The organism is Rhodomicrobium lacus (assembly GCF_003992725.1).
GTDB classification, from domain to species: domain Bacteria; phylum Pseudomonadota; class Alphaproteobacteria; order Rhizobiales; family Rhodomicrobiaceae; genus Rhodomicrobium; species Rhodomicrobium lacus.
Map to the genome: position 1 here is coordinate 743,543 of NZ_RZNF01000002.1, position 22,605 is coordinate 766,147.

Annotated in this window: 18 protein-coding genes, 1 tRNA gene and 1 CRISPR repeat array; of the genes, 13 read left to right on the top strand and 6 right to left on the bottom strand. The window is 63.5% G+C overall.

The genetic code is table 11. The annotated features are described in order from the left end of the window. Positions 1-189: 189 nt before the first annotated feature. The 5 genes from EK416_RS04240 to EK416_RS04260 all read left to right on the top strand — a co-directional run bounded on the left by EK416_RS04240 (position 190) and on the right by EK416_RS04260 (position 3,508). Complete coding sequence (locus EK416_RS04240) at positions 190-942, top strand: alpha/beta fold hydrolase (RefSeq protein WP_127076222.1); 753 nt, start codon at positions 190-192, stop codon at positions 940-942. Positions 943-1,037: 95 nt separating this feature from the next. Then, positions 1,038-1,904 (top strand): serine O-acetyltransferase, encoded by an 867-nt coding sequence (gene cysE, locus EK416_RS04245; RefSeq protein WP_415189174.1) that lies wholly within the window; start codon positions 1,038-1,040, stop codon positions 1,902-1,904. Continuing rightward, on the top strand, positions 1,901-2,113 hold the full coding sequence (locus EK416_RS04250; protein WP_127076224.1) for a DUF3126 family protein: 213 nt from the start codon (positions 1,901-1,903) through the stop codon (positions 2,111-2,113). The genes cysE and EK416_RS04250 overlap by 4 nt, the downstream gene beginning before the upstream one ends. A gap of 11 nt (positions 2,114-2,124) precedes the next feature. Then, positions 2,125-2,658, top strand: coding sequence for a gamma carbonic anhydrase family protein (locus EK416_RS04255; RefSeq protein WP_127076225.1), 534 nt, complete (start codon positions 2,125-2,127; stop codon positions 2,656-2,658). Positions 2,659-3,076: 418 nt separating this feature from the next. Continuing rightward, positions 3,077-3,508 (top strand): CBS domain-containing protein, encoded by a 432-nt coding sequence (locus EK416_RS04260; RefSeq protein ID WP_127076226.1) that lies wholly within the window; start codon positions 3,077-3,079, stop codon positions 3,506-3,508. An 83-nt stretch (positions 3,509-3,591) separates the two neighbouring features. Here the strand turns inward: EK416_RS04260 and EK416_RS04265 are convergent, their stop codons facing one another. The 3 genes from EK416_RS04265 to folE form a co-directional block, all read right to left on the bottom strand. Beyond that, positions 3,592-4,542: a patatin-like phospholipase family protein gene (locus EK416_RS04265; protein ID WP_127076227.1), complete on the bottom strand. Its 951-nt coding sequence runs from the start codon at positions 4,540-4,542 to the stop codon at positions 3,592-3,594. A 191-nt stretch (positions 4,543-4,733) separates the two neighbouring features. Further along, positions 4,734-5,156 carry a phosphoribosyl-AMP cyclohydrolase gene (gene hisI / locus EK416_RS04270; protein ID WP_127076228.1) on the bottom strand — a complete coding sequence of 141 codons (423 nt, stop codon included), beginning with the start codon at positions 5,154-5,156 and terminating at the stop codon, positions 4,734-4,736. An 8-nt stretch (positions 5,157-5,164) separates the two neighbouring features. After that, complete coding sequence (folE, locus tag EK416_RS04275; RefSeq protein WP_127076229.1) at positions 5,165-5,827, bottom strand: GTP cyclohydrolase I FolE; 663 nt, start codon at positions 5,825-5,827, stop codon at positions 5,165-5,167. A gap of 192 nt (positions 5,828-6,019) precedes the next feature. Here folE and EK416_RS04280 point away from each other — a divergent pair, with 192 nt between their 5' ends. From EK416_RS04280 to EK416_RS04295, 4 genes are all read left to right on the top strand, one after another. Beyond that, complete coding sequence (locus EK416_RS04280; RefSeq protein ID WP_127076230.1) at positions 6,020-6,466, top strand: iron-sulfur cluster assembly scaffold protein; 447 nt, start codon at positions 6,020-6,022, stop codon at positions 6,464-6,466. A gap of 217 nt (positions 6,467-6,683) precedes the next feature. Next, the gene (locus tag EK416_RS04285) at positions 6,684-8,330 is read left to right on the top strand and encodes a Na/Pi cotransporter family protein (RefSeq protein WP_127076231.1); all 1,647 of its coding nucleotides are present in this window, start codon (positions 6,684-6,686) and stop codon (positions 8,328-8,330) included. 107 nt (positions 8,331-8,437) lie between these two features. Next, a complete protein-coding gene (pheT, locus tag EK416_RS04290; RefSeq protein ID WP_127076232.1) occupies positions 8,438-10,858 on the top strand; it encodes a phenylalanine--tRNA ligase subunit beta in 2,421 nt (806 codons plus the stop codon). Between the two features lie 46 nt (positions 10,859-10,904). Next, on the top strand, positions 10,905-11,420 hold the full coding sequence (locus tag EK416_RS04295) for a hypothetical protein (protein ID WP_127076233.1): 516 nt from the start codon (positions 10,905-10,907) through the stop codon (positions 11,418-11,420). Between the two features lie 75 nt (positions 11,421-11,495). On the opposite strand, the gene EK416_RS04300 is transcribed toward EK416_RS04295, so the two are convergent. The 3 genes from EK416_RS04300 to EK416_RS04310 form a co-directional block, all read right to left on the bottom strand. Further along, positions 11,496-12,509 (bottom strand): formylglycine-generating enzyme family protein, encoded by a 1,014-nt coding sequence (locus EK416_RS04300; protein ID WP_127076234.1) that lies wholly within the window; start codon positions 12,507-12,509, stop codon positions 11,496-11,498. A 214-nt stretch (positions 12,510-12,723) separates the two neighbouring features. Continuing rightward, entirely contained in the window at positions 12,724-14,058 is a 1,335-nt protein-coding gene (locus EK416_RS04305; RefSeq protein WP_127076235.1) for a formylglycine-generating enzyme family protein, read from the bottom strand. 137 nt (positions 14,059-14,195) lie between these two features. Further along, the gene (locus EK416_RS04310) at positions 14,196-16,301 is read right to left on the bottom strand and encodes a S9 family peptidase (protein ID WP_127076236.1); all 2,106 of its coding nucleotides are present in this window, start codon (positions 16,299-16,301) and stop codon (positions 14,196-14,198) included. A 192-nt stretch (positions 16,302-16,493) separates the two neighbouring features. Here EK416_RS04310 and EK416_RS04315 point away from each other — a divergent pair, with 192 nt between their 5' ends. From EK416_RS04315 to EK416_RS04330, 4 genes are all read left to right on the top strand, one after another. Then, positions 16,494-17,129: a DsbA family protein gene (locus EK416_RS04315; protein WP_127076237.1), complete on the top strand. Its 636-nt coding sequence runs from the start codon at positions 16,494-16,496 to the stop codon at positions 17,127-17,129. 111 nt (positions 17,130-17,240) lie between these two features. Next, on the top strand, positions 17,241-17,432 hold the full coding sequence (locus EK416_RS04320) for a hypothetical protein (protein WP_127076238.1): 192 nt from the start codon (positions 17,241-17,243) through the stop codon (positions 17,430-17,432). 317 nt (positions 17,433-17,749) lie between these two features. Further along, the gene (locus EK416_RS04325; protein ID WP_245433929.1) at positions 17,750-18,589 is read left to right on the top strand and encodes an alpha/beta fold hydrolase; all 840 of its coding nucleotides are present in this window, start codon (positions 17,750-17,752) and stop codon (positions 18,587-18,589) included. 536 nt (positions 18,590-19,125) lie between these two features. After that, a tRNA-Ser gene (locus tag EK416_RS04330) sits at positions 19,126-19,215 on the top strand. Between the two features lie 439 nt (positions 19,216-19,654). Continuing rightward, positions 19,655-22,551: a CRISPR direct-repeat array (repeat unit 29 nt; unit sequence CGGTTCATCCCCGCGTGGGCGGGGAACAC). Positions 22,552-22,605 lie beyond the last annotated feature (54 nt).

A 22,605-nucleotide genomic window follows, 5' to 3' on the forward strand; every position in this document is an offset into this window, starting at 1 on the left:
CAATGTTGATGGAAACCGGTAATTCCGCCCTGAAGGACCCGATACGCGGGCGGTGAACGGTGCAAAAAGATACGATATGCTGGCGATGACTTCCTCCCCGTGTAGCGCTTCGGTTCGATCTTGCTCAACGGCTGCTTTACTTTTTCGCGGCCATCGCCGAAATGTCGCGGAACCGGGTTGGAGACCTTGATGCGCGTATTTTCATCCGATGGCGTTGACATAGCCTATACCGTCGACGGCGAAGGCGACCCGATCCTGCTCATCCACGGCTTCGCGTCGAACGCCGCGACCAACTGGAAGGACACGGGCTGGGTGCGGTGGCTGACCGGCAACGGCTTTCGCGTGATCTCGCTCGACAATCGCGGCCATGGCGCAAGCGCCAAGCTTTACGAGCCCGACGCTTACACGGGCCCGGTGATGGCGGAAGATGCGCGACGGCTGCTCGATCACCTCGGCATCGCGCGCGCCGACGTGATGGGCTATTCGATGGGCGCGCGGATAGCGGCTTTCCTCGCCCTGGCTCATCCCGAACGTGTGAGGCGAGCGATCTTCGCGGGGCTCGGCGCGAACATGATCCACGGCGTCGGCGATCCCGAACCCATCGCGGAAGCGCTGTTGGCCGACGATCCGGCGGCCGTGGACGACGCGAACGCGCGCGGCTTCCGCAGCTTTGCGGACAACACGAAAAGCGACCGGCGCGCGCTCGCCGCTTGCATCAAGGCTTCGCGCGACCGCATCCCCGGCGAAGACCTGGCGAGGCTGACAATGCCGGTCCTCGTCGCGGTCGGCACCGTGGACGCCATCGCAGGACCGGCGCAACCGCTCGCGGAGGCGATCCCCGGCGCGCGTGCGCTCGATATTCCGGGCCGAGATCATATGAAGGCTGTCGGCGACCGCGTGTTCAAGGACGGTGTGCTGGCCTTCCTGCGGGAGAAGCCATGATTATTTTCCGAGCAATGTGCATGGCTGGCAAAACTTTGCACAGCTTCGCGCTATCGGTTAAACTCGCGCCAAACGTCCGCTAAGGGGCATACCGCATCATGTTGAAGACGCATCGCCAGAGCACGGTCGCGGGCGTAGCTGCATGCGATCCAATCTGGGAACAGATCCGCGCCGAAGCGCATGACATCACGCGCCGGGAACCGGAATTGACCGCGTTCATCTATTCGAACGTTCTCAATCAGCGTTCCCTCGAACAGGCCGTGTGTCAGAGACTGGCGCAGCGTCTCGGCCACGAGGACGTCGACGCCGACCTCATCCGGCAGACCTTCACGGGCGTGGTCGAGAATCGTCCCGAACTTCTGGCGGCCTTTCGCGCGGACCTCGCAGCCGTCTTCGACCGCGATCCCGCTTGCAACCGCCTCATCGACCCGCTGCTTTACTTCAAGGGCTTTCATGCGCTCCAGACGCAACGCTTCGCGCACATCCTGTGGCATCAGGGGCGCGTAGACTTCGCGATGTATCTGCAAAGCCAGTCGTCGCGCACTTTCGGCATCGACATCCACCCAGCCGCGAAAATCGGGCGTGGCATCATGTTCGACCACGGGACCGGAATAGTCATCGGCGAAACCGCGGAGGTCGGCGACAATACCTCGCTTCTGCATGCGGTGACACTTGGCGGCAGCGGCAAGGAAACGGGCGATCGACATCCGAAGATCGGGCGCGGCGTGATGATCGGCGCGGGCTCGAAGATCCTTGGCAACATTCATGTCGGCGACTGCGCGCGCATCGCGGCCGGCAGCGTCGTGCTCAAGGACGTGCCGCCGAAAACGACTGTTGCGGGAGTGCCTGCGAGAGTGGTAGGCGAAGCGGGCTGCGCGCAGCCATCCAGAATGATGGATCAAGCGCTGAACGGAGATTGCGGCTGCTTCGATGAAAGCGCCGAACAGACAGGCACACCATGACGCCCGCAGAAATCAAGGCCCTCGAAAAATACCTCAGGAAGACTTTCGGTCTGGAGGCCATCGAGGTCAAGAAACGCCAGAAGAAGCAGGATTCCGTCGAAGTGTTCGTGAAGGAGGAGTTCATCGGCGTCATCTACAAGGACGATGAAGACGATGAAGTCAGCTATCAATTCCAGATGGCGATCCTCGAAGACGATCTGAAAGAGTAGGAAGGCGCGCCATGGCGATCTACGCCCTCGACGGTATTTCTCCCGAGTTGCCGCCCGAGGGCGATTTCTGGATCGCGCCGACAGCCGTGCTTGTCGGCAGGGTTCTCCTTGGCCGCGAGGCTTCGGTGTGGTTCGGATCTGTTCTGCGCGGCGACAACGATCCCATCGAGATCGGCGACGGCACGAATATTCAGGACATGACGATGATCCACACGGATCTCGGCGCGCCCGTGCGTGTCGGCCGGGGCTGCACCATCGGTCACCGTGTTACGCTTCATGGTTGTACGGTCGGCGACAACTGCCTCATCGGTATGGGCGCGACAATCCTCAATCACGCCGTGATCGGCGACAACTGCCTTATAGGCGCCGGCGCGCTCATCACAGAGGGCAAGCAGATTCCGGCGGGCTCCGTCGTGCTCGGGGCTCCCGGCAAGATCGCCCGGGAGGTCACAGCATCGGAGATCGAGGGGTTTCAACGGTCGGCTGCCGGGTATAGGGCCAATGCGCGCCGCTTTCGCGCGGGGCTCGTGTCGACCAGCGTTTGATCGTCGAGATCGCCAGAGCGGTGGCGCAGCGCCGACCCAAAGTAAAAAAATAGGCCGGTGCCTTGGCGTTAAGACACCGGCCTTTTCCTTTGACGACGGCGGGGACGGGACCTGGGGGGCAAGGATGCCGTCGTCATCGGTTCGCGTGAATAACCCGCGCGCGGCTTCAGGGTTCCGGTCACATTCGAGATAATTCGCGCCCGGCGCTCGAATGCGGGAAGCTCGTCATTGCGACCGGCTCCGCTGGGGCGAGATTTTGCGCGGCAAAGCCCTCGAAAACCCTTTGAAACGAGTGCGCGGTCGGCATCTGCTTGCGCGTTTCCCGCTTCGCGCGCATCATGAGAGTTGCCCGAAACGCAAAAATGCGGCGGGCACCGCGGCATCAAACTCGCCGCGACCGTATTCTGGGAGGAATACCATGAGCGTTGCAGGAATTCTCAAAGGCAAGGGCCGCACCGTCCTCAGCGTGCTGCCGAATCGAACGGTTTTCGAGGTCGTTCGTCTGCTTCACGCCAACCGGATCGGCGCCGTCGTCGTGGTTGACGAACAGCATCGCGTGCTCGGCATCGTGTCGGAACGGGACATCGTGCGCATTCTCGCGGAGCGCGGACCGGCCTCGCTCGATGAAACGGTGGCCGATCACATGACGCGCCCCGTCTCCACCTGCTCCGAGCATCACAGCATCGACTGGGTGATGGAGGAGATGACACAGCATCGCTTCCGGCATGTCCCCGTCACGGAGAAGGAGCGGCTCGTCGGCATCGTCTCCATCGGCGACGTGGTGAAGGCGAAGCTTGAGGTGGCGGAAGCAGAGGCGGCGCAGATGCGGCAGTATTTTGCCGCCAGTTGAGCAACGAGCCAAGACGACGGAAGCTAAGGGCGCGGGCATCTGGGACGCCAAAGGCGAGCGCCTTTGGCGACGCCTGGAAAGCCTCAGGCGCTGAGGCTCGGTCGATCCACGCCCTCACGCCGGAGCGACGCGAGATAGCGCTGCGCCGCGAGACGCCCCTGCTCGATGGCAAGTTCCGCCTTGTGAAAGTCGAACAGCCCGATCCCGTCGAGATGAACCTGAATGGTGGCGTCGGGCGGATCGCCAGCCAGCCTTGAGCGCGCAATGCGGTTCTGCGTGATGTTGAACGCTTCGAGCACGACGCGCGGAATGCCGGGCGAAGCGTCGCGGTCACGGTCGCGCTTTCGCCCGCCCCCGCCCCACACCTGCCGCCGCACAAGCGCGAAACGACTTTTCTTCACGCGCTCATCGACGTCGGTGCGTTCCGCCCGCTGGTCGAAAGACGCCTCCGCCTCGATCGGGAAAAGCGTGTTGCGGACATAATGGCCGGAATGAAGCGTCACCGCGATCACGAAGTTTGCGCCCATCGCGCGCGCCGCCGTCACGGGGACCGGATTGACGAGCGCGCCGTCCATGAGCCAGCGCCCGCCGATGCGAACAGGCTTGAAGATGCCCGGCAGCGCGTAGGACGCGCGAAGCGCCGCCGCGAGCGACCCCTTCGTGAGCCACACTTCCTGCCCTGTGCCGAGTTCGGTTGCGATGGCGGCGAATTTCTTCGGCAGCTCCTCGATGTGAAGATCGCCGATATGCGAAGCGAGCGTCTTTTCCAGCCGCTTGCCGGACACGAGGCTCGAACCCGCGAGATTGACGTCGAGATAGCGGATCAGCTTGCGCATCGTCATCTCGCGCGCGAAACTTTTCAGGTCGGCGAGCTGTCCCGCCGCGTAATACCCTCCCGCGACCGCGCCGATGGATGTGCCCGCAACAATGTCCGGCTCGAACCCGGCTTCGATCAGCACATCGAGCACGCCGATATGGGCAAGCCCGCGCGCCGCGCCACCTCCGAGAGCAAGTCCGACCTGCGCCTTTCTCATGCCCTGTCCCGCTTGTGAATCGCCACCTCTAGGGATGAGGAACGGGATTTAAGGAGCAAGTGCGACGTTCTGACGACAGTCGTGTGGTTCGCTGGTCGGTGGCTCGACATTGGTCCTTCATTTCGACCGGTGTCTCCGCACTGTAACCGATCCTGCGATAGAAACGGGTTAAACCTTTTTTTCGCAGCGGCTTATCTTGTAACGAATTCGAGAGCGACACGGTCGGCGTCAGCCTCGACGCGCCGATAAAAGCACGAGTGGCGGCCCGTATGACACGCGGCTTCGCCCTGAAGCTCGACCTTCACCCAAAGCACATCCTGGTCGCAGTCGGTCAGAAGCTCGCGGACGCGAAGCACGTTTCCGCTCGTCTCGCCCTTTTTCCAGAGCGACTTTCGCGAGCGGCTGTAGAAATGCGCCTCGCCGGTCTCGATGGTGAGCCGCAGCGCCTCCGCGTTCATGAAGGCGAACATGAGAACGCCGCCGCTTTCCGCGTCGGTCACTATGGCCCCGATCAGGCCGTGCTCGTCGAAACGCGGCGTGAAGGCGGTGCCTTCCTCAAGCTCAGCCTTGCTGGCAGAGGGGGCGGCGAATGAAAGATTGCTGTCGGGGCTCATTTTTCTTCTCACCTGCCGGTCAATACGCGCGCGCCGTTCACAAGCTGCAGGAAGCGTTCGCGCTCGGCCTTGTCTTCACTGAAAATGCCCGTGAACCGCGTTGTGATGGTCGTCGTGCCCTTCTTGTGAACGCCGCGCATCGTCATGCATTGATGCAGCGCGTCCATCATCACGGCGACGCCCTTCGGCTTCAACGTCTCCTGAATGCAATCGGCGATCTGCGCCGTCATCGTTTCCTGCGTTTGAAGACGCTTTGCATACAGGTCGACCACACGCGCCAGCTTCGAAATGCCGACGATGCGCCGGTCGGGAATGTAGGCGACATGCGCAACGCCGATGATCGGCACCATGTGATGCTCGCAATGGGACGCAAAATCGATGTCGCGCAGCATGACGATATCGTCGTAGCCCTGCACGTCCTCGAAGGTGCGCGACAGCTCACCCACCGGGTCGCCGTCATAGCCCCAGAAATATTCGGCATAGGAATCGACCACGCGCTTCGGCGTATCCAGCAGCCCTTCTCGGGACGGATCGTCGCCCGTCCATGCGAGGAGCGTGCGAACGGCGGCTTCGGCTTCCTCGCGCGACGGCCGATTTGCGCCACCCGCCGCACGCGAGCCGCTTTGCGGTTCCCGCGTTGGCGGTACCGGCGCTGACGCATTTCTTTCCATGAAGCGAACCTCTGCGCGGGGCGCGCACGTGAAAACGCGGCCCCGCATGATCGATGAAAACGGACGAAGAACCACTCACGGCGGCGGCGATTGCATACGTCGCGTCAAAACAGCATATAATCGTAACGGAGAGGGCGGCAAGCCCGCAAGGCCGCGCTTCAGGCGCGCGGGCATGCCATTTTCAGGATACCGATGACCAATCTGGAAGACATCTACACCGGAAAAGTGCTTGAGCTTTCGGCGAACATGCCGCGCGCCGGGCGTCTCGAACACCCCGATGCCACGGCATCGGCGCACTCGAAACTCTGCGGCTCGCGCATCACGGTCGACCTCACGATGGACGGCGACCGCGTGACGGATTACGCGCAGGACGTGCGCGCCTGCCTTCTCGGCCAAACCTCGGCCGCGGTCATGGGCGCGAACATCGTCGGCTCGACGGCAGCGGAGCTTCGCGCGGTGGGAGCGCAGATGCGGCGCATGCTGAGACAAGGCGGCGAACCGCCATCAGGGCGCTGGGCGGACCTCGCCATCCTCGAAATGGTGCGCGATTACAAGGCGCGCCACGCGTCCACGCTGCTCGTGTTCGACGCGGTGGAAGACGCTATCGCCGCGGTCGAGGCAAAGCGCGGCAAGGTTTGAGACGTTTTAAATTCGAGGGTCGACCCACTTATATTTTTCAGGCGCGCGTCGTTCGCCGCGAAAATTTCCGCACCCATCCGCACGTCATGGCATCAAAAGTTATCGCATCAAAAACGGCACCGTGAACCCGTGAAACAATACTTGTGTTCGGGCGTCTTCTGACGAACTCTATTGTCCTCTCCAGGCGAGAGATCCATTTGCGGGAGGCTTGATTGCGGTGGCCGGAACGAAGCTGCTCCTTATGCTTGGCGGTTATGTCGCCATGCTCCTCTGGGGTCTGCATATGGTGCAAACCGGCGTCTCGCGCGGCTTCGGCGGGACGCTTCGCCACCTTCTGAGAACAGCGCTCGATACAAGGTGGAAGGCGTTCCTCTGCGGCACAGCCGTTACGGCTCTTCTGCAAAGCAGCACGGCAACCGCCTTCATGCTGGCCGGCTTTCTCAGCGCCGGTTACGTCGATCTGCCCCTCGCGCTGGCCGCGATCCTCGGCGCGAATGTCGGCACGACGCTGATCGTGCAGCTTCTCACTTTCGACATTTCGGCGGTCATTCCCGTGCTGTTGCTCGGCGGCCTCGTCGCCTTCAAGCGCGCCGGCCTGTCGCGAACACGCGACATGGGGCGGATAGCGATCGGCCTCGGGCTCATGCTGCTTTCGCTGCGGCTCATCGCGGAGGCGCTTCACCCTGTCGAGCAAGCGGAACCGCTGCGCGTCCTGTTCTCGTCGCTCGCGAGCGATCCCGTGCTTACGTTCCTGATCGGCGCCGCATTGACATGGGCTGCGCACTCAAGTGTAGCCAGCGTACTGTTCGTGATGTCCCTTGCCGCAACATCCGTGCTGCCCATGTCCGCCGCCCTTGCCTTCGTGCTCGGCGCGAATTTCGGCAACACGATCCCGCAGCTTATTGCAACGTCGGGCGATCCGGCCTCGCGACAGCTCGCGCTCGGAAATGTCCTCGTGCGGAGCCTCGGCTGCGTTGCCGCCCTGCCCTTTCTTCCCGGCATCGCGGTTTGGCTCGATGGCAATCTCGGCGTCCCGGCCGAGGAAGTTGCGGCTTTCCACATGCTCTTCAACGTGGCTGTCGCAATCCTGTTTCTTCCGCTGACAACCCCTCTCGCGGCTCTCTGCAAACGGCTTTCTCCCAAGGTGCCCGCGAAAAAGGCGGGCGCGCCGCTTTACATCTCGCTGTCCACCCCGCCCGCCCTGTCGAGCATCGCGCTGGCCGACGCCGCGCGCGAAACGCTCCGCATGGCAGATACGGTCGAACTGATGTTGCGCAATCTCAAGCTTGCGATCGGCATGAACGACCGCAAGCTTCTGGCCGAGATCGAGACGCTCGACGACACCGTCGATGCGCTTCACAACGCCATCAAGCTCTATCTCATCGAGATCGGCAACGAGGAGGGGCTTGCGGACGAGGACCGGCGCCGCTGCTGGGAGATCCTCGACTTCGTGATCAATCTCGAACATGCGGGCGATATTCTCGACAAGAGCCTGCGCGAGATCGCGGCGAAGAAGATCAAGCACCGCCTCAGCTTCTCCGAGGAGGGGCAGGCCGAGATCGATGAAATGCTGGACAGGGTGATCGCCGACCTTCGCCTTGCGCTCGGCGTATTCATGAACGGCGACGAGCGCCGCGCGCGCGAACTGGTCGATGAAAAGGTCTATCTGCGCGACTTCGAGCGCCGCCTGATCGAAAGCCACCTGAAACGCTTGCAGATCGGGCGGGCGGAAAGCCTCGAAACCTCAGCCCTGCACCTCGACATCGCGCGCGATCTGAAGCGCATCGCGTCGCATTTCGTGTCGGTCGCCTACCCGATCCTTGAGGAAAAGGGGGCGCTGCTGCGCACAAGGCTCATCAGCTAGGCAGTGTACGAAGCGCCTGCCCTGTTGCATGCGCGGCTGGAACGTGGGAAAGCTTTCGCAAAATTCCCGCGCAGATCCAACGGCACGCACTTCCAGGCACGCTCCCCATGAAATTCACGCTTTCCTGGCTCAAGGACCATCTCGACACCAACGCCACGCTCGACGAGATCGCGGCGAAGCTCACGCTCATCGGCCTCGAAGTCGAAGGCATCGAGAACAAGGCCGCGAAGCTCGAAAGCTTCATCATCGCGCGCGTCGTCGAGGCGGAGCCGCATCCGAACGCCGACAAGCTGCGCGTGCTGAAGGTCGACAACGGCACTGAGCTGTTGCAGGTCGTCTGCGGGGCGCCGAACGCGCGCGCGGGGCTTCTCGGCGTGTTCGCTCAACCCGGCACCTACGTTCCCGGCCTCGACGTGACACTCGGCAAGGCGAGCATCCGCGGCGTCGAATCGCTCGGCATGATGTGTTCCGAGCGCGAGCTTCTGCTTTCCGCCGAGCATAACGGCATCATCGAGCTGCCCGAGGCGGCGGCGGAGCATGTCGGCAAGCGCTTCGTGGATTTCGCCGGGCTCGACGATCCGGTGATCGAGATTGCCATTACGCCGAACCGGCCCGACTGCCTCGGCGTGCGCGGCGTGGCGCGCGACCTCGCGGCGGCGGGCCTCGGCACGCTGAAGCCCGCGCCGGAGGGCTTCGAGGGCGGCGCGTTCCCCTCCCCCATCACCATCGAATTGCCGCTGCCGGAAGGCGCGGAAAACGCCTGCCCGCATTTCGTCGGCCGCCTCGTGCGCGGTGTGAAGGTCGGCCCCTCGCCCGAATGGCTCCAGCGCCGCCTCAAGGCCATCGGCCTGCGCCCGATCAACGCGGCGGTGGACGTGACGAACTACGTCTCCTACGACCGCGCGCGCCCGCTCCATGTCTACGACGCCGACAGGCTCGAAGGCCCCATCGCGGCGCGTCTTGGCCGCGCGGGCGAGAGCTTCGTCGCGCTCGACGGCAAGACGTATGAGGTGGACGGCACCATGTGCGTGATCGCCGATGCGGCGCGCGTGCTGGGGCTCGGCGGCGTCATGGGCGGCGAGGCATCCGGCACGACAGAAGCGACGACCTCCATCTTCATCGAAAGCGCGTATTTCGATCCCGCGCGGACGGCGGCGACGGGCCGCAAGACCGGTATCAATTCGGACGCGCGCTTCCGTTTCGAACGCGGCATCGATCCGCAAAGCCAGATCGAGGGCTTGAACCTCGCGACGAAGCTGATCCTCGACTTCTGCGGCGGCGAGGCGAGCGAAGTCGTTTCCGCTGGCGCGGCGCCTGCCGGCAAACCCGCCGTGGCGTTCGACCCGGCGCTCGTGCAGAAGCTGTCCGGCGCGCGCTTCTCCGGCGCGGAGATCGCTGCGGCGCTGAAGCATCTCGGCTTCACCATCTCCGGCACCGGCCCGGTTTTCACCGTGACCCCGCCATCGTGGCGGCCCGACATCAAGGGCGCGGCCGACCTCGTGGAAGAGGTGGTGAGGCTCTCCGGCGCCGAGCGCATCCCGTCCACGCCGCTGCCGCGCGATCCCGGCATCGCGCGCGCCGTGCTCACGCAGAGCCAGAAGCGCGTGCTCGCGGCGCGCCGCACGCTCGCCACGCGCGGCCTCGTCGAAGCCGTTACATGGTCCTTCATCTCCGAAGCCGAGGCGCGCCATTTCGGCGGCGGCGCGGCGGCGCTGAAGCTTGCCAACCCGATTTCCAGCGAAATGACCGACATGCGGCCGAGCCTGTTGCCCGGCCTTCTCGAAGCCGCGCGCGCGAATGCCAATCGCGGCTTCGAGGACGTTGCGCTGTTCGAGATCGGCCAGATCTTCAAGGGCGCGAAGCCGGAGGATCAGGCGAACGCGGCGAGCGGCGTCCGCACCGGCACGGCGCGGCTTGGCGGCGCTGGCCGCCATTGGGACGGCGCGGGCAAGGCGGTCGACGTGTTCGACGCCAAGGCCGATGCGCTCGCCGTGCTGGAGGCGCTGGGCCTCGATCCCGCCCGCGTGCAGGTCACGCGCGAGGCGCCCGCATGGTATCACCCCGGCCGCTCCGGCGCGCTGAAACTCGGTCCGAAGACCGTGCTCGGCCATTTCGGCGAGCTTCACCCCGAGACGCTGAAGGTGCTCGACATCTCCGGCTCCGTCGCCGTGTTCGAGATCTTCCTCGACGCCGTGCCCGCGCCGCGCAGGAAGGGCACCGCCAAGGGCGCGCTGATCCTCTCCGGCTTCCAGCCCGTGCAGCGCGACTTCGCCTTCCTCGTCGACAAGGACGTGGAGGCCGCCGCCGTGCTGCGCGCCGCCGAAGGAGCGGAAAAGGCGCTCATCAGCCGCGTTGCCGTGTTCGACGTGTTCGAGGGCAAGGGCGTGCCGGAGGGCAAGAAGTCGCTCGCCATCGAGGTGACGCTCACGCCGCCCGACCGCACGCTGACGGAGGCCGAAATCGAGGCTGTATCGCAAAAAGTCGTCGCGCAGGTGCAGAAGGCGACGGGAGCTGAGCTTAGGGGATAGTCGCTCGGCCCACTGGTATTTGATGGCCCAAGTTTTGGAGGCGCGAGTGAGCAACGACCGGCCACCAGAAAATGCAACCGAAAAACCGGCAGTCTTACTATTCATTATGGTAGGCCTGACTCCGTTTATAGGCTCTATTTTTATATTTACCTATGTTTATATTGGGCCATTTATTGAAGGAAGCGGAGTATACGGGGGTGCAATACATCCAATGGATTACAGCACCGCCGATTCCATATCGTCTTTTATTTTTGTTTGGTTTTTTTTCGCAATAATTGGTTATTTTTTTACTTTTATTCCTTCTCTAGTCGTCGCCGTTGTCACAAATTCAATAATCATCAAACGCGGTCGATTCAGCATCTTGGAAACTGTCTTATTATCCTTTCTCGCCATCGGTGTGCTTGGTTTGCAATTGGCTCTCATAAGATGTGGAGCAACGATTGAATGCTATGCTGGACTACTTCCAGCGGCTTGGAAGCTCGTTTCAATAGCACTGCCGCTCACGCTCCCGACAGCCTTCGTCATTCGCTGGCTTTTCTTCCGATTGAAGGTGATGAGATAGACGCCAAACACGCCTTAAAAACCGGCTGCTCGTGTTTCTCGTTCCGGGTCGCTCCGCAGCCGTGAGAATCACTGATTAAAGCGTGCGCGCGACGCGGAAGCCGTAATAGCCGAGCCGGATGTCCGCGTAGAGGCGGCTGCGGCTCGCCGCGCGCAGGAATTGCGGGCCGTCGTTCCACGAACCGCCGCGCAGGACATGGCCGGAATTGCCGTTCACCTGTGCGCCGCCGCTCGCCTTCAGGTGGTCTTTCTTGTCCCAGTAGCCACGGTGCCACTTGTCGGCGCACCATTCCCAGACATTGCCGTGGACCTGATACAGGCCCCACGGGTTGGCCTCGAAGTCGAGCACCGGCACCGTCCCCTTGCGATGCACGTCCGCCTCGCCGCCGCCTTCGTAGACATGCGTACCGTCGTAATTCGCCTGCTCCGGCGTGATCGAGGAGCCCCACCAGAACGGCGTCGCCGTGCCCGCGCGGGCCGCATATTCCCATTCCGCCTCGGACGGCAGCCGGTATGGCTTGCCCGTTGTCTTGCCGAGCCATTCCACATAGGCCGAGGCGTCTTTCCAGCTCACGCCGATGACGGGGTGGCTGTCGTCCTGTGCGAAACCGTGGCTGCGAAGCGTGCCCGCGTCGTGGCCGGTCGCCGCGACGAACGCTTTGAACTCTCCGCGCGTCACCGCCCCGCGCCCGATGGCGAACGGCTTCGGGATCGTCGTCTCGTGCTGCGGGCTTTCCGCGCCGACCTCCCACGCCTCGCGCTGCGGCTCGTCGTTCGGCGCGCCCTGCAAAAAGCGGCCCGACGGCACGACAACCAGTTCCGGCCCCGCCTCGATGTCCTTGAACCATTCGGTCTTGCCCGCGCCCGGCAGGAACCAGCGCCCGTGCTCGTTCGCGGGATGCGGCGTGTCGACCTCGATCCGGCCTTCCTCGCGCCAGATCGCTTCGAGGCGCTCGCGCTCGGCGCGCTCCTCCTCGGTTTCGATGCGGACGGGAGCAACCGGAGCCGCAACCGGCGATGCCAATGCCGGAAGGTCGCCGGCAGCCGCAGACTGCGATCCGAAGATGATCGAGAGAATTGAACGGCCCATCCCCGCCTCCTTGCCCGCTTCTTAGGCCCGCCCGTTCAACGCCGAAGGGCGGAGCCGCTGAAAATCGTATCCTGCCCATCGGGTACGACAAGCCGCGCGTGAGCGCAAGACGAAGGCGGCCACAGCGTCAACGCGGCCCGGCCATCGGCGGGATATCTTTGGCTCGTGCGCGAGGAACAACCTCGGTGGCCTGAAGGGGTAAAGAGGTAAAGATTTAGGGGGTAATCGTCCTGGCAACCCGGAAACCGATGCTGACGAAACGGCCATCCGAGCTGCTGCTGTCGCGGTTGGCCGCGCGGAGGTGCCGAGGAACGTTTTCCCACGAGCCGCCGCGAACAACACGCCGCTTGCAGTCTCCGGTTTTCCAGGCTTTATGGTCTGCCGGTGCGCCGTCGTAGTTCCGGTTCCAGCAATCTTCTGTCCACTCCCATACGTTCCCGTGGACTTGGTACAGCCCCCAGGGGCTGGGCTCGAACGATTTGACGGGCAACGTCCTGCCGCGGTATTCGCCCTTCTGGCCGCCAGCGTAAGCATAGGTGCCATCGTAATTCGCCAATTCCGGCGTGATCGACGATCCCCACCAGAACGGCGTCGTCGTGCCCGCACGGCACGCATATTCCCATTGCGCCTCTGATGGCAGATGGTAAGCCGCGCCGGACGCCTTCGACAGCCATGCGACATAGGCTTGGGCTTCGTCCCAATTCACGCCGACAACAGGGTGGCTGTCATCCTGCGCGAAACCGGGATCGCGCCACGACTTTGTCGGGTCGTCCTTCCATTCCGTGCCGGTCCCGACAAGGGCTCCGTCTTCGATTTTATGCCCGGTGGCCGCGACAAACGCCGCGAACTCACCCCGCGTTACCGCGTACCGCCCGATGGCGAACGCCTTGGGGATCGTTACCTCGTGCTGCGGGCTTTCGGCGACGTAGCGCTGCGGCTCGTCCTTCGGCGAGCCCATCTGGAACCGCCCCGATGGCACGACAACCATCTCCGGGCCGTTTTCGATGTCCTTGAACCACTCCGTCTTGCCCGCCCCCGGCAGAAACCACCGGCCTTGTGCGTTCGTGACGAACGGCGCGCCGATCTCGATCCGCTCTTCCGCCTTGTAGCGCGCCACGCGCGCCTTGATGAGCTTCAGTTCCGCGACCGCGCGCCGCTCCCCATGCGGCACATCCGCCAGAAAAGCCTCGTAGGCCGGGACCGTATTTTCTTCTTGCGCCGCGTTCAGGAGATGGTTCTCCGCCTCGACGGCGTAAAACCCCTTCGGATATTTATTCAGGTAGAAGACATAATAGCGGCGCGCGCCGCTCGCCTGCACCTCCGCCCAAAGCTCGGCCTCCGCCTGGGAGACGGCGGCTGGCGCAGTCTCCCTCGCGGGCAGAGGCGGAGCCGCATGCGGCACGGCAGACGTCTGCAGCACGATAACAGGCTGCTCCGGCGGAACCTTGAGAATGCGGCGAATATAGAAAACGAGAATTGGGGCCGCCACCGCCACGGCAAGCGTAACCGCCGCGGTGAAAATTTCGTTCGAACTGAATGATCCGCTCATGCCTGTCCCCGATCCGCCGTCATGCGCGACGGCGGCCCGCCAGAATTGAAACCTGAATATCGCGCGCGAAGCTGTGCCTCGGCGCAAGATAGGGGCTCGCGGCCGCCCTGTTAAGCTTCTTTTCAGTAAATGAGGAGCTAATGCCCCGCGCCGTCCGTCACCTTCACCGCGAAGGCATAGGCCAGCGCGTCCTCCTTCAACTGCTCGAAGCGGCCCGACGCGCCGCCGTGGCCCGCGTCCATGTTGATCTTGAGCAGCAAGAGATTGCCGTCCGTCTTCGTCGCGCGGAGCTTCGCCGCCCATTTCGCGGGCTCCCAATAGGTCACGCGCGGATCGGTGAGCCCGCCCGTGATGAGGAGCGGCGGGTAATTTTGCGCGCGCACGTTGTCGTAAGGGCTGTAGGCCGCGATGGTGCGGTAATCCTCGACACTCGCGATGGGGTTGCCCCATTCGGGCCACTCGGGCGGGGTGAGCGGCAGCGTGTCGTCGAGCATGGTGGAGAGCACGTCCACGAAGGGCACGTCCGCCACGACGCCCGCGAACAGCTCCGGCGCCATGTTCGCGACCGCGCCCATGAGCATGCCGCCCGCCGAGCCGCCATGCGCCACGATGCGGCCCTCGCCCGTGAAGCGCTCGGCCGCGAGATAGCGCCCGGCGGCGATGAAGTCCTTGAAGGTGTTCGTCTTCTTCGCGAGCTTACCGTCCTTGTACCAGCGATAGCCCTTGTCCTTGCCGCCGCGGATATGGGCGATGGCGTAGACGAAGCCGCGATCGACGAGGCTGAGGCGCGTGGTCGAGAAGCCCGCCGGGATCGACATGCCGTATGAGCCGTAGCCGTAGAGGAGGCACGGCGCGGTGCCGTCGAGCGGGGTGTCCTTGCGATAGAGGAGCGAGACGGGCACCGTTTCGCCGTCCCATGCGGGCGCATGGACGCGCCGCGTCACGTAATCCGCCGCGTTATGACCGCTCGGCACTTCCTGCGTCTTGCGCAAGGTGCGCTCCCGGGTGCGCATGTCGTAGTCGAACACCTGACGCGGCGTCGTCATCGAGGAATAGACGAAGCGCAGCGTATCGGTGTCGTATTCGTAGCCCCCGCCGAACCCGAGCGAATAGGCCTCCTCGTCGAAAGCGATGGCATGCTCGCTGCCGTCCGAGGCGTTGCGTATCACGATGCGCGGCAGCCCGTCCTCGCGTTCGAGCCGCACGATCCAGTTCCTGAAACAGGTCACGTCGAGGATAAGGCGTCCCGGCTTGTGCGGCACGAGTTCCCGCCAGTTTGCGCGCGCCGGTGCATCGACCGGCGTCTCCACGATCTTGTAGTCTTCCGCGCCGCCTTCGTTCGTCAGGATGATGAAGCGGCCTTCGTGATGATCCACGCTGTAATCGTGGTTCACCTCGCGCGGCGCGACGTCGCGAAGCCCCTGATCCGGCGCGGCAAGGTCGAGAAAATGCACTTCCGCCGTCTCGTGATCGCCCGCGCTGATGAAGACGAAACGCTTGTCGAGGCTTTCGCCCACGCGCGTGAAGAAGCCGGAATCCTTTTCGCGATAGACGAGTTCATCCTCGCTCGCGGGCGTGCCGAGCTTGTGGCGCATCACCTGAAGCGGGCGGCGATGCTCGTCCACGCGGATGTAATAGAAGGCGCTCGCGTCCGGCGTCCACACCGCGCCGCCTTCCGAGTCGGGCACGAAATCGGCGGTGTCCTCGCCCGTTTCGAGGTCGCGCACACGAAACGCGTAAAACTCCGAGCCCTTGTCGTCATAGGCATAGGCGAGCTTCCTGTGATCCGGGCTCCAGTCGATCGCGCCGAGCGAGAAATACGGCTTGCCCCTGGCGAGCGCATCGCCATCGAGCAGCACCTGAGCAGCGCCGCCGCCGCGCGGCTCGCGGATGAGGCGCGGATGCTGCCCGCCCACGACGAAATCGGTGAAATAGGCGAAGGGGCCATCCGGTGCCGGCACGGAGGAGTCGTCCTCCTTGATGCGCCCCTTCATCTCCGCGAAGAGCGTTTTCTGAAGCGCTTCGGTGTCCTCCATGGCCGCCTTGGTGTAGGCGTTTTCGGCGTCGAGATAGGCGCGCACGTCAGCCGACAGCGCTGAGGGATTGCGCATCACCTCCTGCCAGTTGTCGACGCGCAGCCATGCGTAATCGTCGACACGCTCGATGCCGTGGTGGATGTCGCGGGCTGGCCGCTTGTCGGCAACAGGCGGGCGGGAGGTTGTCTCGTGCGCGTCGTTGGCCATGGCCTGCCCTTTCTTGATTGGGATCGGTCCGTTGTTATTAAGCGCTGCGGGCTCTCTTCTCAACGGCGACATGGCGGAAAGAACGAGAGGCCTCGCGCGATCTCGCGAAAATCTGACCGCATGTTCATCAACGAGTGCGAACAGAGATGCTAGAACGAAGGGCAGGAAAACAACTTCAGGTATGAAAGACGCATGATGAACAGCCCGCGCCGCCTCGCCGCCGCATTGGCGTTCGCCGCAGCGACAGCCCTTCCCCTGGCGCCTCACAGCGCGGTCGCGAAGGACGATCCGCTATCGCGCGAAGCCATGTACGAAGACCCCGACGCGCCGGTGAGCGGCAACCCGAAGGGCGACGTCACCATCGTCGCGTTTCTCGACTACAACTGCCCCTATTGCAAGAAGTCGGTCGGCGACCTCAAGCGCATTGTCAAGGACGATGGCAAAATTCGCCTGATCTACAAGGAATGGCCGATCCTTGGGAACGCGTCGAAACTCGCCTCAAGGCTCGCGCTTGCGGCCAATTATCAGGGCAAATACGAAGCCGCGCACGAAGCTCTCATGCGCGCGGTCAATCACTCGTCGACCAGGGCACAGCTCGTGAAGGCGCTCGGCAACGCCGGCATCGACACGACGCAGCTCGAGGCCGATCTCGCCGCGCATGGAAAGGACATCGACCGGGCGCTCGCGCGCAACGACGCGCAGGGCGACATCGTCGGCTTTCAGGGCGCGCCCACCTATCTCATCGGGCCGCTCGTCTCCTCGACACTCGATTACGCGGGCTTCAAGCGCGCCGTTGCCGACGCGAGGGCGCGCCAGGCGGCGCAGTAGTCGAGCGCGCATTTGTAACGAGCCGATCAAGAAGCGGTTAGCGCAGGGCCGTCATAATCAGAGACCAGTGGGAAGTCCGGTGCCGCCGCTGTATGATGAAAGGGCTCTCGCATGAAGTCGCTCCGCCCTGTCTGGATCGTGCTGGCCCTCCTCACGGCTGCAGCGGTTTTCTATTCCTGGGTGCAAGCCTGGACCACCGACTATTCCGCGTGGCATATCGTCGGCCTCGGCCTGAGCGTGGTGTTTCTAGCGCTCGTGTGGCTTTATCCCGGCAATCGCCAGCCGACGAAGCCGCCGCGCTGATGCGGCCTGCGCAAGCGCGCTGCGTTGACATCCGCATACGGAGTTGCTAGTCACCGGGTCGGTTGGCAGTTCACCAAGGCGTTGCCGCCCCGACAAGGGGAGCTAAACCTGCCCTCTATCGGTGTCACGGACTCTTATCCCGCGCCAGGTCGCAAGACGGCAACCCCGACAATCCAGGCATGGATCGGCGCAATGTCGAGGGGTAAGCCATGTCACACCTACGCCAACGCGCTGGCACCTGCGCGCATGCATCTCCAACCATCATTAAGACGGCCCTTGGCCCTGTCGAGTGCGCCTCTTACGGCGAAGGTCCGGCCATGATCGCCTTGCACGGCGGATTGGGCGGCTTCGACCAGAGCCTGCTTCTGGCGCGGGCTGCCGTCTCGGCGCCGGGGTATCAAATACTGGCCATATCGCGTCCCGGCTATCTCGGAACGCCTTTGAATGCCGGGCAGACGCCTGAAGAGCAGGCGGACCTTTGCAAAGCCCTGCTCGACGCGCTCGAAATCGAGAAGGCCGCAATCATAGCCGTCTCGGCCGGAGGGCTCCCCGCGCTTCAATTCGCCCTGCGCCATCCGGAACGGTGCTGGGGATTGGTGCTGGTCTCCGCCGCGACAGGCCATCTCGACGCGCCGCCCGAGGTTCCCGGGCGTCTTGCCGCGATGAGGCTGCTGTCGCGCATTCCCTTCGCGACAGCCCTGGTGCGATGGCGCATGAGGCTCACGCCCGAAGCGTCAGCGCGCCGCTCCATCGCAGCGGCTGACTTGCGGCAGAGCACCCTCGCCCATCCCGACGCGGGCCCGCTGATGCTCGCGCTTTCGCTGAGTGTGCTGGAAAGACTGCCGGAGCGTCTTCCCGGCGTCATGAACGACATGGCGCAACTGAAGGCGGCGAACGTTTACCCGCTGGAGAATATCCCCCCGCCGGTTCTTGTCGTGCATGGCACCGGCGACCGCGTGGTGCCCTTTTCGCATGCGCTGGAGGTCGCGAACAGGATGGAACGCTCCGAACTCATGGCAATCGAGAACGGCGAACATCTAAGTCTGTTCACGCACCTGGATGTCATAAGGGATCGGGTTCGAATCTTCCTCGCCCGCCACGTTCCGGCGCCACCATCGTGCGCTCAATCGGACGCGGCACGACGCTGTGGTTCCTGATTGTCGGTCAGCTTACCTGGGTCAGATCGGGTCAGGTTTGGCGCAGGCGGATTTGACGCCCGGATTCGGTCCGGGCGTATCAAACCGATTATTGCAGCGCTGCCCAAACGATAGAAACCGATGAGGCTGCGGATAACCCGCCTTCATCAAATCAAAAGCGGCGCCGATACTTCTGTTTTGTCGCGCTCTTATCGGATTTTTCGGAACTCGCTTGCGCGGCGCAGCACCATCTCGCCCGCGCGAATCGGCCTTCCAAGCCCGAGCGCCGACAACAACAACCGGGATTGCGCAGCCTTTGGACTGGTCTTGGCGGACGCGAAAAGCTCGCCTGGATACCGGGCCAGCGCGCGCAAATTTCGGCTGTCGGCGCATGAACGCCTCGCACGCAACTTCTTTCAATCGCGGCGACGTAAGAGGGCGATCATATGTTGCCTAGCTCCCGAACTCTTGATATGAGGATGCGCGCGCGACAGGCGGCATGCGAAATCGACCTTCGGGTCGGCCGTTGTTCTTCGTGTGTCCGCGTTTCCCGCTACGGAGAGGTGCTAGAGTGGTTGAATAGGCCGGTCTCGAAAACCGGAGTACGGGCAACCGTACCGTGGGTTCGAATCCCACCCTCTCCGCCAATCCGTGTTTTTTTCCTTCGCAAAATCAGGCCCTAAAGTCGAACTCTGGCTAACGGTTGCGAGCCTGTTAGCCAATCCGGGTTTTCGCTTTTGCGACGCTCCATCGCCCTTCTGCGCTTCTTGAAGGGCGTAAATCGCGCTCGCAAGATGACCGCAGTTGCGCGATGAAAAGTGAAATCCGTGTTCTATGACAAAAATGTTTTATTCAAAACTTCGGATAAGCCATTGACCTGTCGTCCAAGCGAGGCCGATGACAAAAACGAAGTTTCATCCTGAAACGCCGCCGCCTCGCGACTGGGGAAAGCATACCTTCCTCGGCGGAACAAAAAAGTTTCATTCGAAAGACGAGATCGAACAGCTGACCAGGACCAACGGATGTCGGTTCATCCCGCGTGGGCGGGGAACACGTGATTGAAGACCGCCTCTGGAACCCGAGCACCGGTTCATCCCCGCGTGGGCGGGGAACACCCATCCGCGAGTACGACGCCGAGGTTCAAGCCCGGTTCATCCCCGCGTGGGCGGGGAACACATATGACAATTGCTCCCGGCTCGTAGCCAAGACGGTTCATCCCCGCGTGGGCGGGGAACACATTTTTGCAGGGCGTCACTTGTTGACCCTTTCCGGTTCATCCCCGCGTGGGCGGGGAACACGTAATCCTCTGCGACCACGTCGAAGATCGTGGCGGTTCATCCCCGCGTGGGCGGGGAACACAGGGCCGCCGCCGTCATTTGGTCAGCCGCGACCGGTTCATCCCCGCGTGGGCGGGGAACACATCCCAATCGCCGACGTCGCCAAGTTTAGTGCCGGTTCATCCCCGCGTGGGCGGGGAACACTGAAAGCTCGTGAACTGATCCGTGAACGTCGGCCGGTTCATCCCCGCGTGGGCGGGGAACACGCCTACACATGCGGTCTATCTATATTAGAGATCGGTTCATCCCCGCGTGGGCGGGGAACACTCGCGCGCAAGAAGCTCACGCAACCATATTGCCGGTTCATCCCCGCGTGGGCGGGGAACACTGACCAACGCTTCGGCTGTTACTGTCAATCGTCGGTTCATCCCCGCGTGGGCGGGGAACACAGACCGCTGAGGGTACGAATCCAGTTGGTGAACGGTTCATCCCCGCGTGGGCGGGGAACACGGACGACGACGAAGACAGGGTTTCGATCTGGGCGGTTCATCCCCGCGTGGGCGGGGAACACCCCGCGCTTGCGGTCCTTGCCGATCTTGTAGGCGGTTCATCCCCGCGTGGGCGGGGAACACCGGGACGAAATCAAGAACCTCCTGACGAAGCACGGTTCATCCCCGCGTGGGCGGGGAACACGTCGGTGCCGACCAGATGCGTATCGGTCACGCCGGTTCATCCCCGCGTGGGCGGGGAACACGTATCGGGCCTTGCCGACGTGGACAGCCCGGCCGGTTCATCCCCGCGTGGGCGGGGAACACAGCTTTGTTCAACAACTGTTTGCGCAAATCCGCGGTTCATCCCCGCGTGGGCGGGGAACACGCCGTCACAACGAACAATTCGCCGCGAAACAGCGGTTCATCCCCGCGTGGGCGGGGAACACGATCGCCGGGCGTGATCGCGGCGGCCGTCAGAGGGTTCATCCCCGCGTGGGCGGGGAACACTCAATTCCGCCTGCTGTTCGGCGATAGCGGTTCGGTTCATCCCCGCGTGGGCGGGGAACACCATCGAACACCGTAGCTGCGGGAGGGCTTGGTCGGTTCATCCCCGCGTGGGCGGGGAACACAAATTGGCGCTGTGCACGCTCGAACGGCCCATCGGTTCATCCCCGCGTGGGCGGGGAACACTCAGCCACGACCATGGTGCGCGGCGCGGCCTGCGGTTCATCCCCGCGTGGGCGGGGAACACGAGGGCCGAAGCCCTCCCACGCTTAGTAGCCGGGGTTCATCCCCGCGTGGGCGGGGAACACAAGGCCATCGCAAACAAGCGGGTTACGCGATCCGGTTCATCCCCGCGTGGGCGGGGAACACTGCGGCATGGAATTGACCGCGAACTCCATCAACGGTTCATCCCCGCGTGGGCGGGGAACACTGCGCGCTATGTTGGAGGTGCTGCGTCCGGGACGGTTCATCCCCGCGTGGGCGGGGAACACGCCGCAATATTCCATCGAAACGAGCAAAATGGCGGTTCATCCCCGCGTGGGCGGGGAACACGTTGAAGTCGTGGTCGTATTGCCGCGCTGTATCGGTTCATCCCCGCGTGGGCGGGGAACACCGCATAAGCACTCAACTGGTAGCGGGTTACACCGGTTCATCCCCGCGTGGGCGGGGAACACGCGAAAGGTGATGCCGACGTTCTGGTAGCCGACGGTTCATCCCCGCGTGGGCGGGGAACACTTTTATGCCGATCCTCGGACAGGCGGAATCAGCGGTTCATCCCCGCGTGGGCGGGGAACACTTGCGTCATCTGAAACCAAAACGGGGAACACCCGGTTCATCCCCGCGTGGGCGGGGAACACTCGAATATCCGAACAGCGAGAGATTGCACAGCCGGTTCATCCCCGCGTGGGCGGGGAACACTGTCGCCTACACCGCACCAACGGCGATGAATGCGGTTCATCCCCGCGTGGGCGGGGAACACCTGCGAACCTGCGGCTGCAAGCTCCACCGCGCCGGTTCATCCCCGCGTGGGCGGGGAACACAACGGCGAAGGCTGCTGCCACGCATCCGAATGCGGTTCATCCCCGCGTGGGCGGGGAACACCGCCAACGTCGCGACGGCTCTATCGAAATCGCCGGTTCATCCCCGCGTGGGCGGGGAACACATTCGCGCGATAGATCGCCCGCAATTCATCGTCGGTTCATCCCCGCGTGGGCGGGGAACACTAGCCAATGTCCGGTTCAATCCTGACCACGACCGGTTCATCCCCGCGTGGGCGGGGAACACTCGAATTGTGATGTGGCCGCTGTCTGGATGCTCGGTTCATCCCCGCGTGGGCGGGGAACACGTCTTGTCCTTGTCGCCGCCGTCGTCGATCACCGGTTCATCCCCGCGTGGGCGGGGAACACGAGGTAGCGCAGATACTCAGTGTAACGAGAGCCGGTTCATCCCCGCGTGGGCGGGGAACACCGGCGGCGAGAGCGGCGACGGCGACGATATGCCGGTTCATCCCCGCGTGGGCGGGGAACACCCGATCTGTTCGGCGGCGTCAGCGCCTTTGAGCGGTTCATCCCCGCGTGGGCGGGGAACACCGCCGCCTACTCACGATGGCGGCGGCCTCTGTCGGTTCATCCCCGCGTGGGCGGGGAACACCAGCCACACGACTGGCAAATGATCGGGGCTGGCGGTTCATCCCCGCGTGGGCGGGGAACACTCTTCCGCGTAACGAATTGATCGCACGAAAGAATCACGATGTCAAAGAACGCCA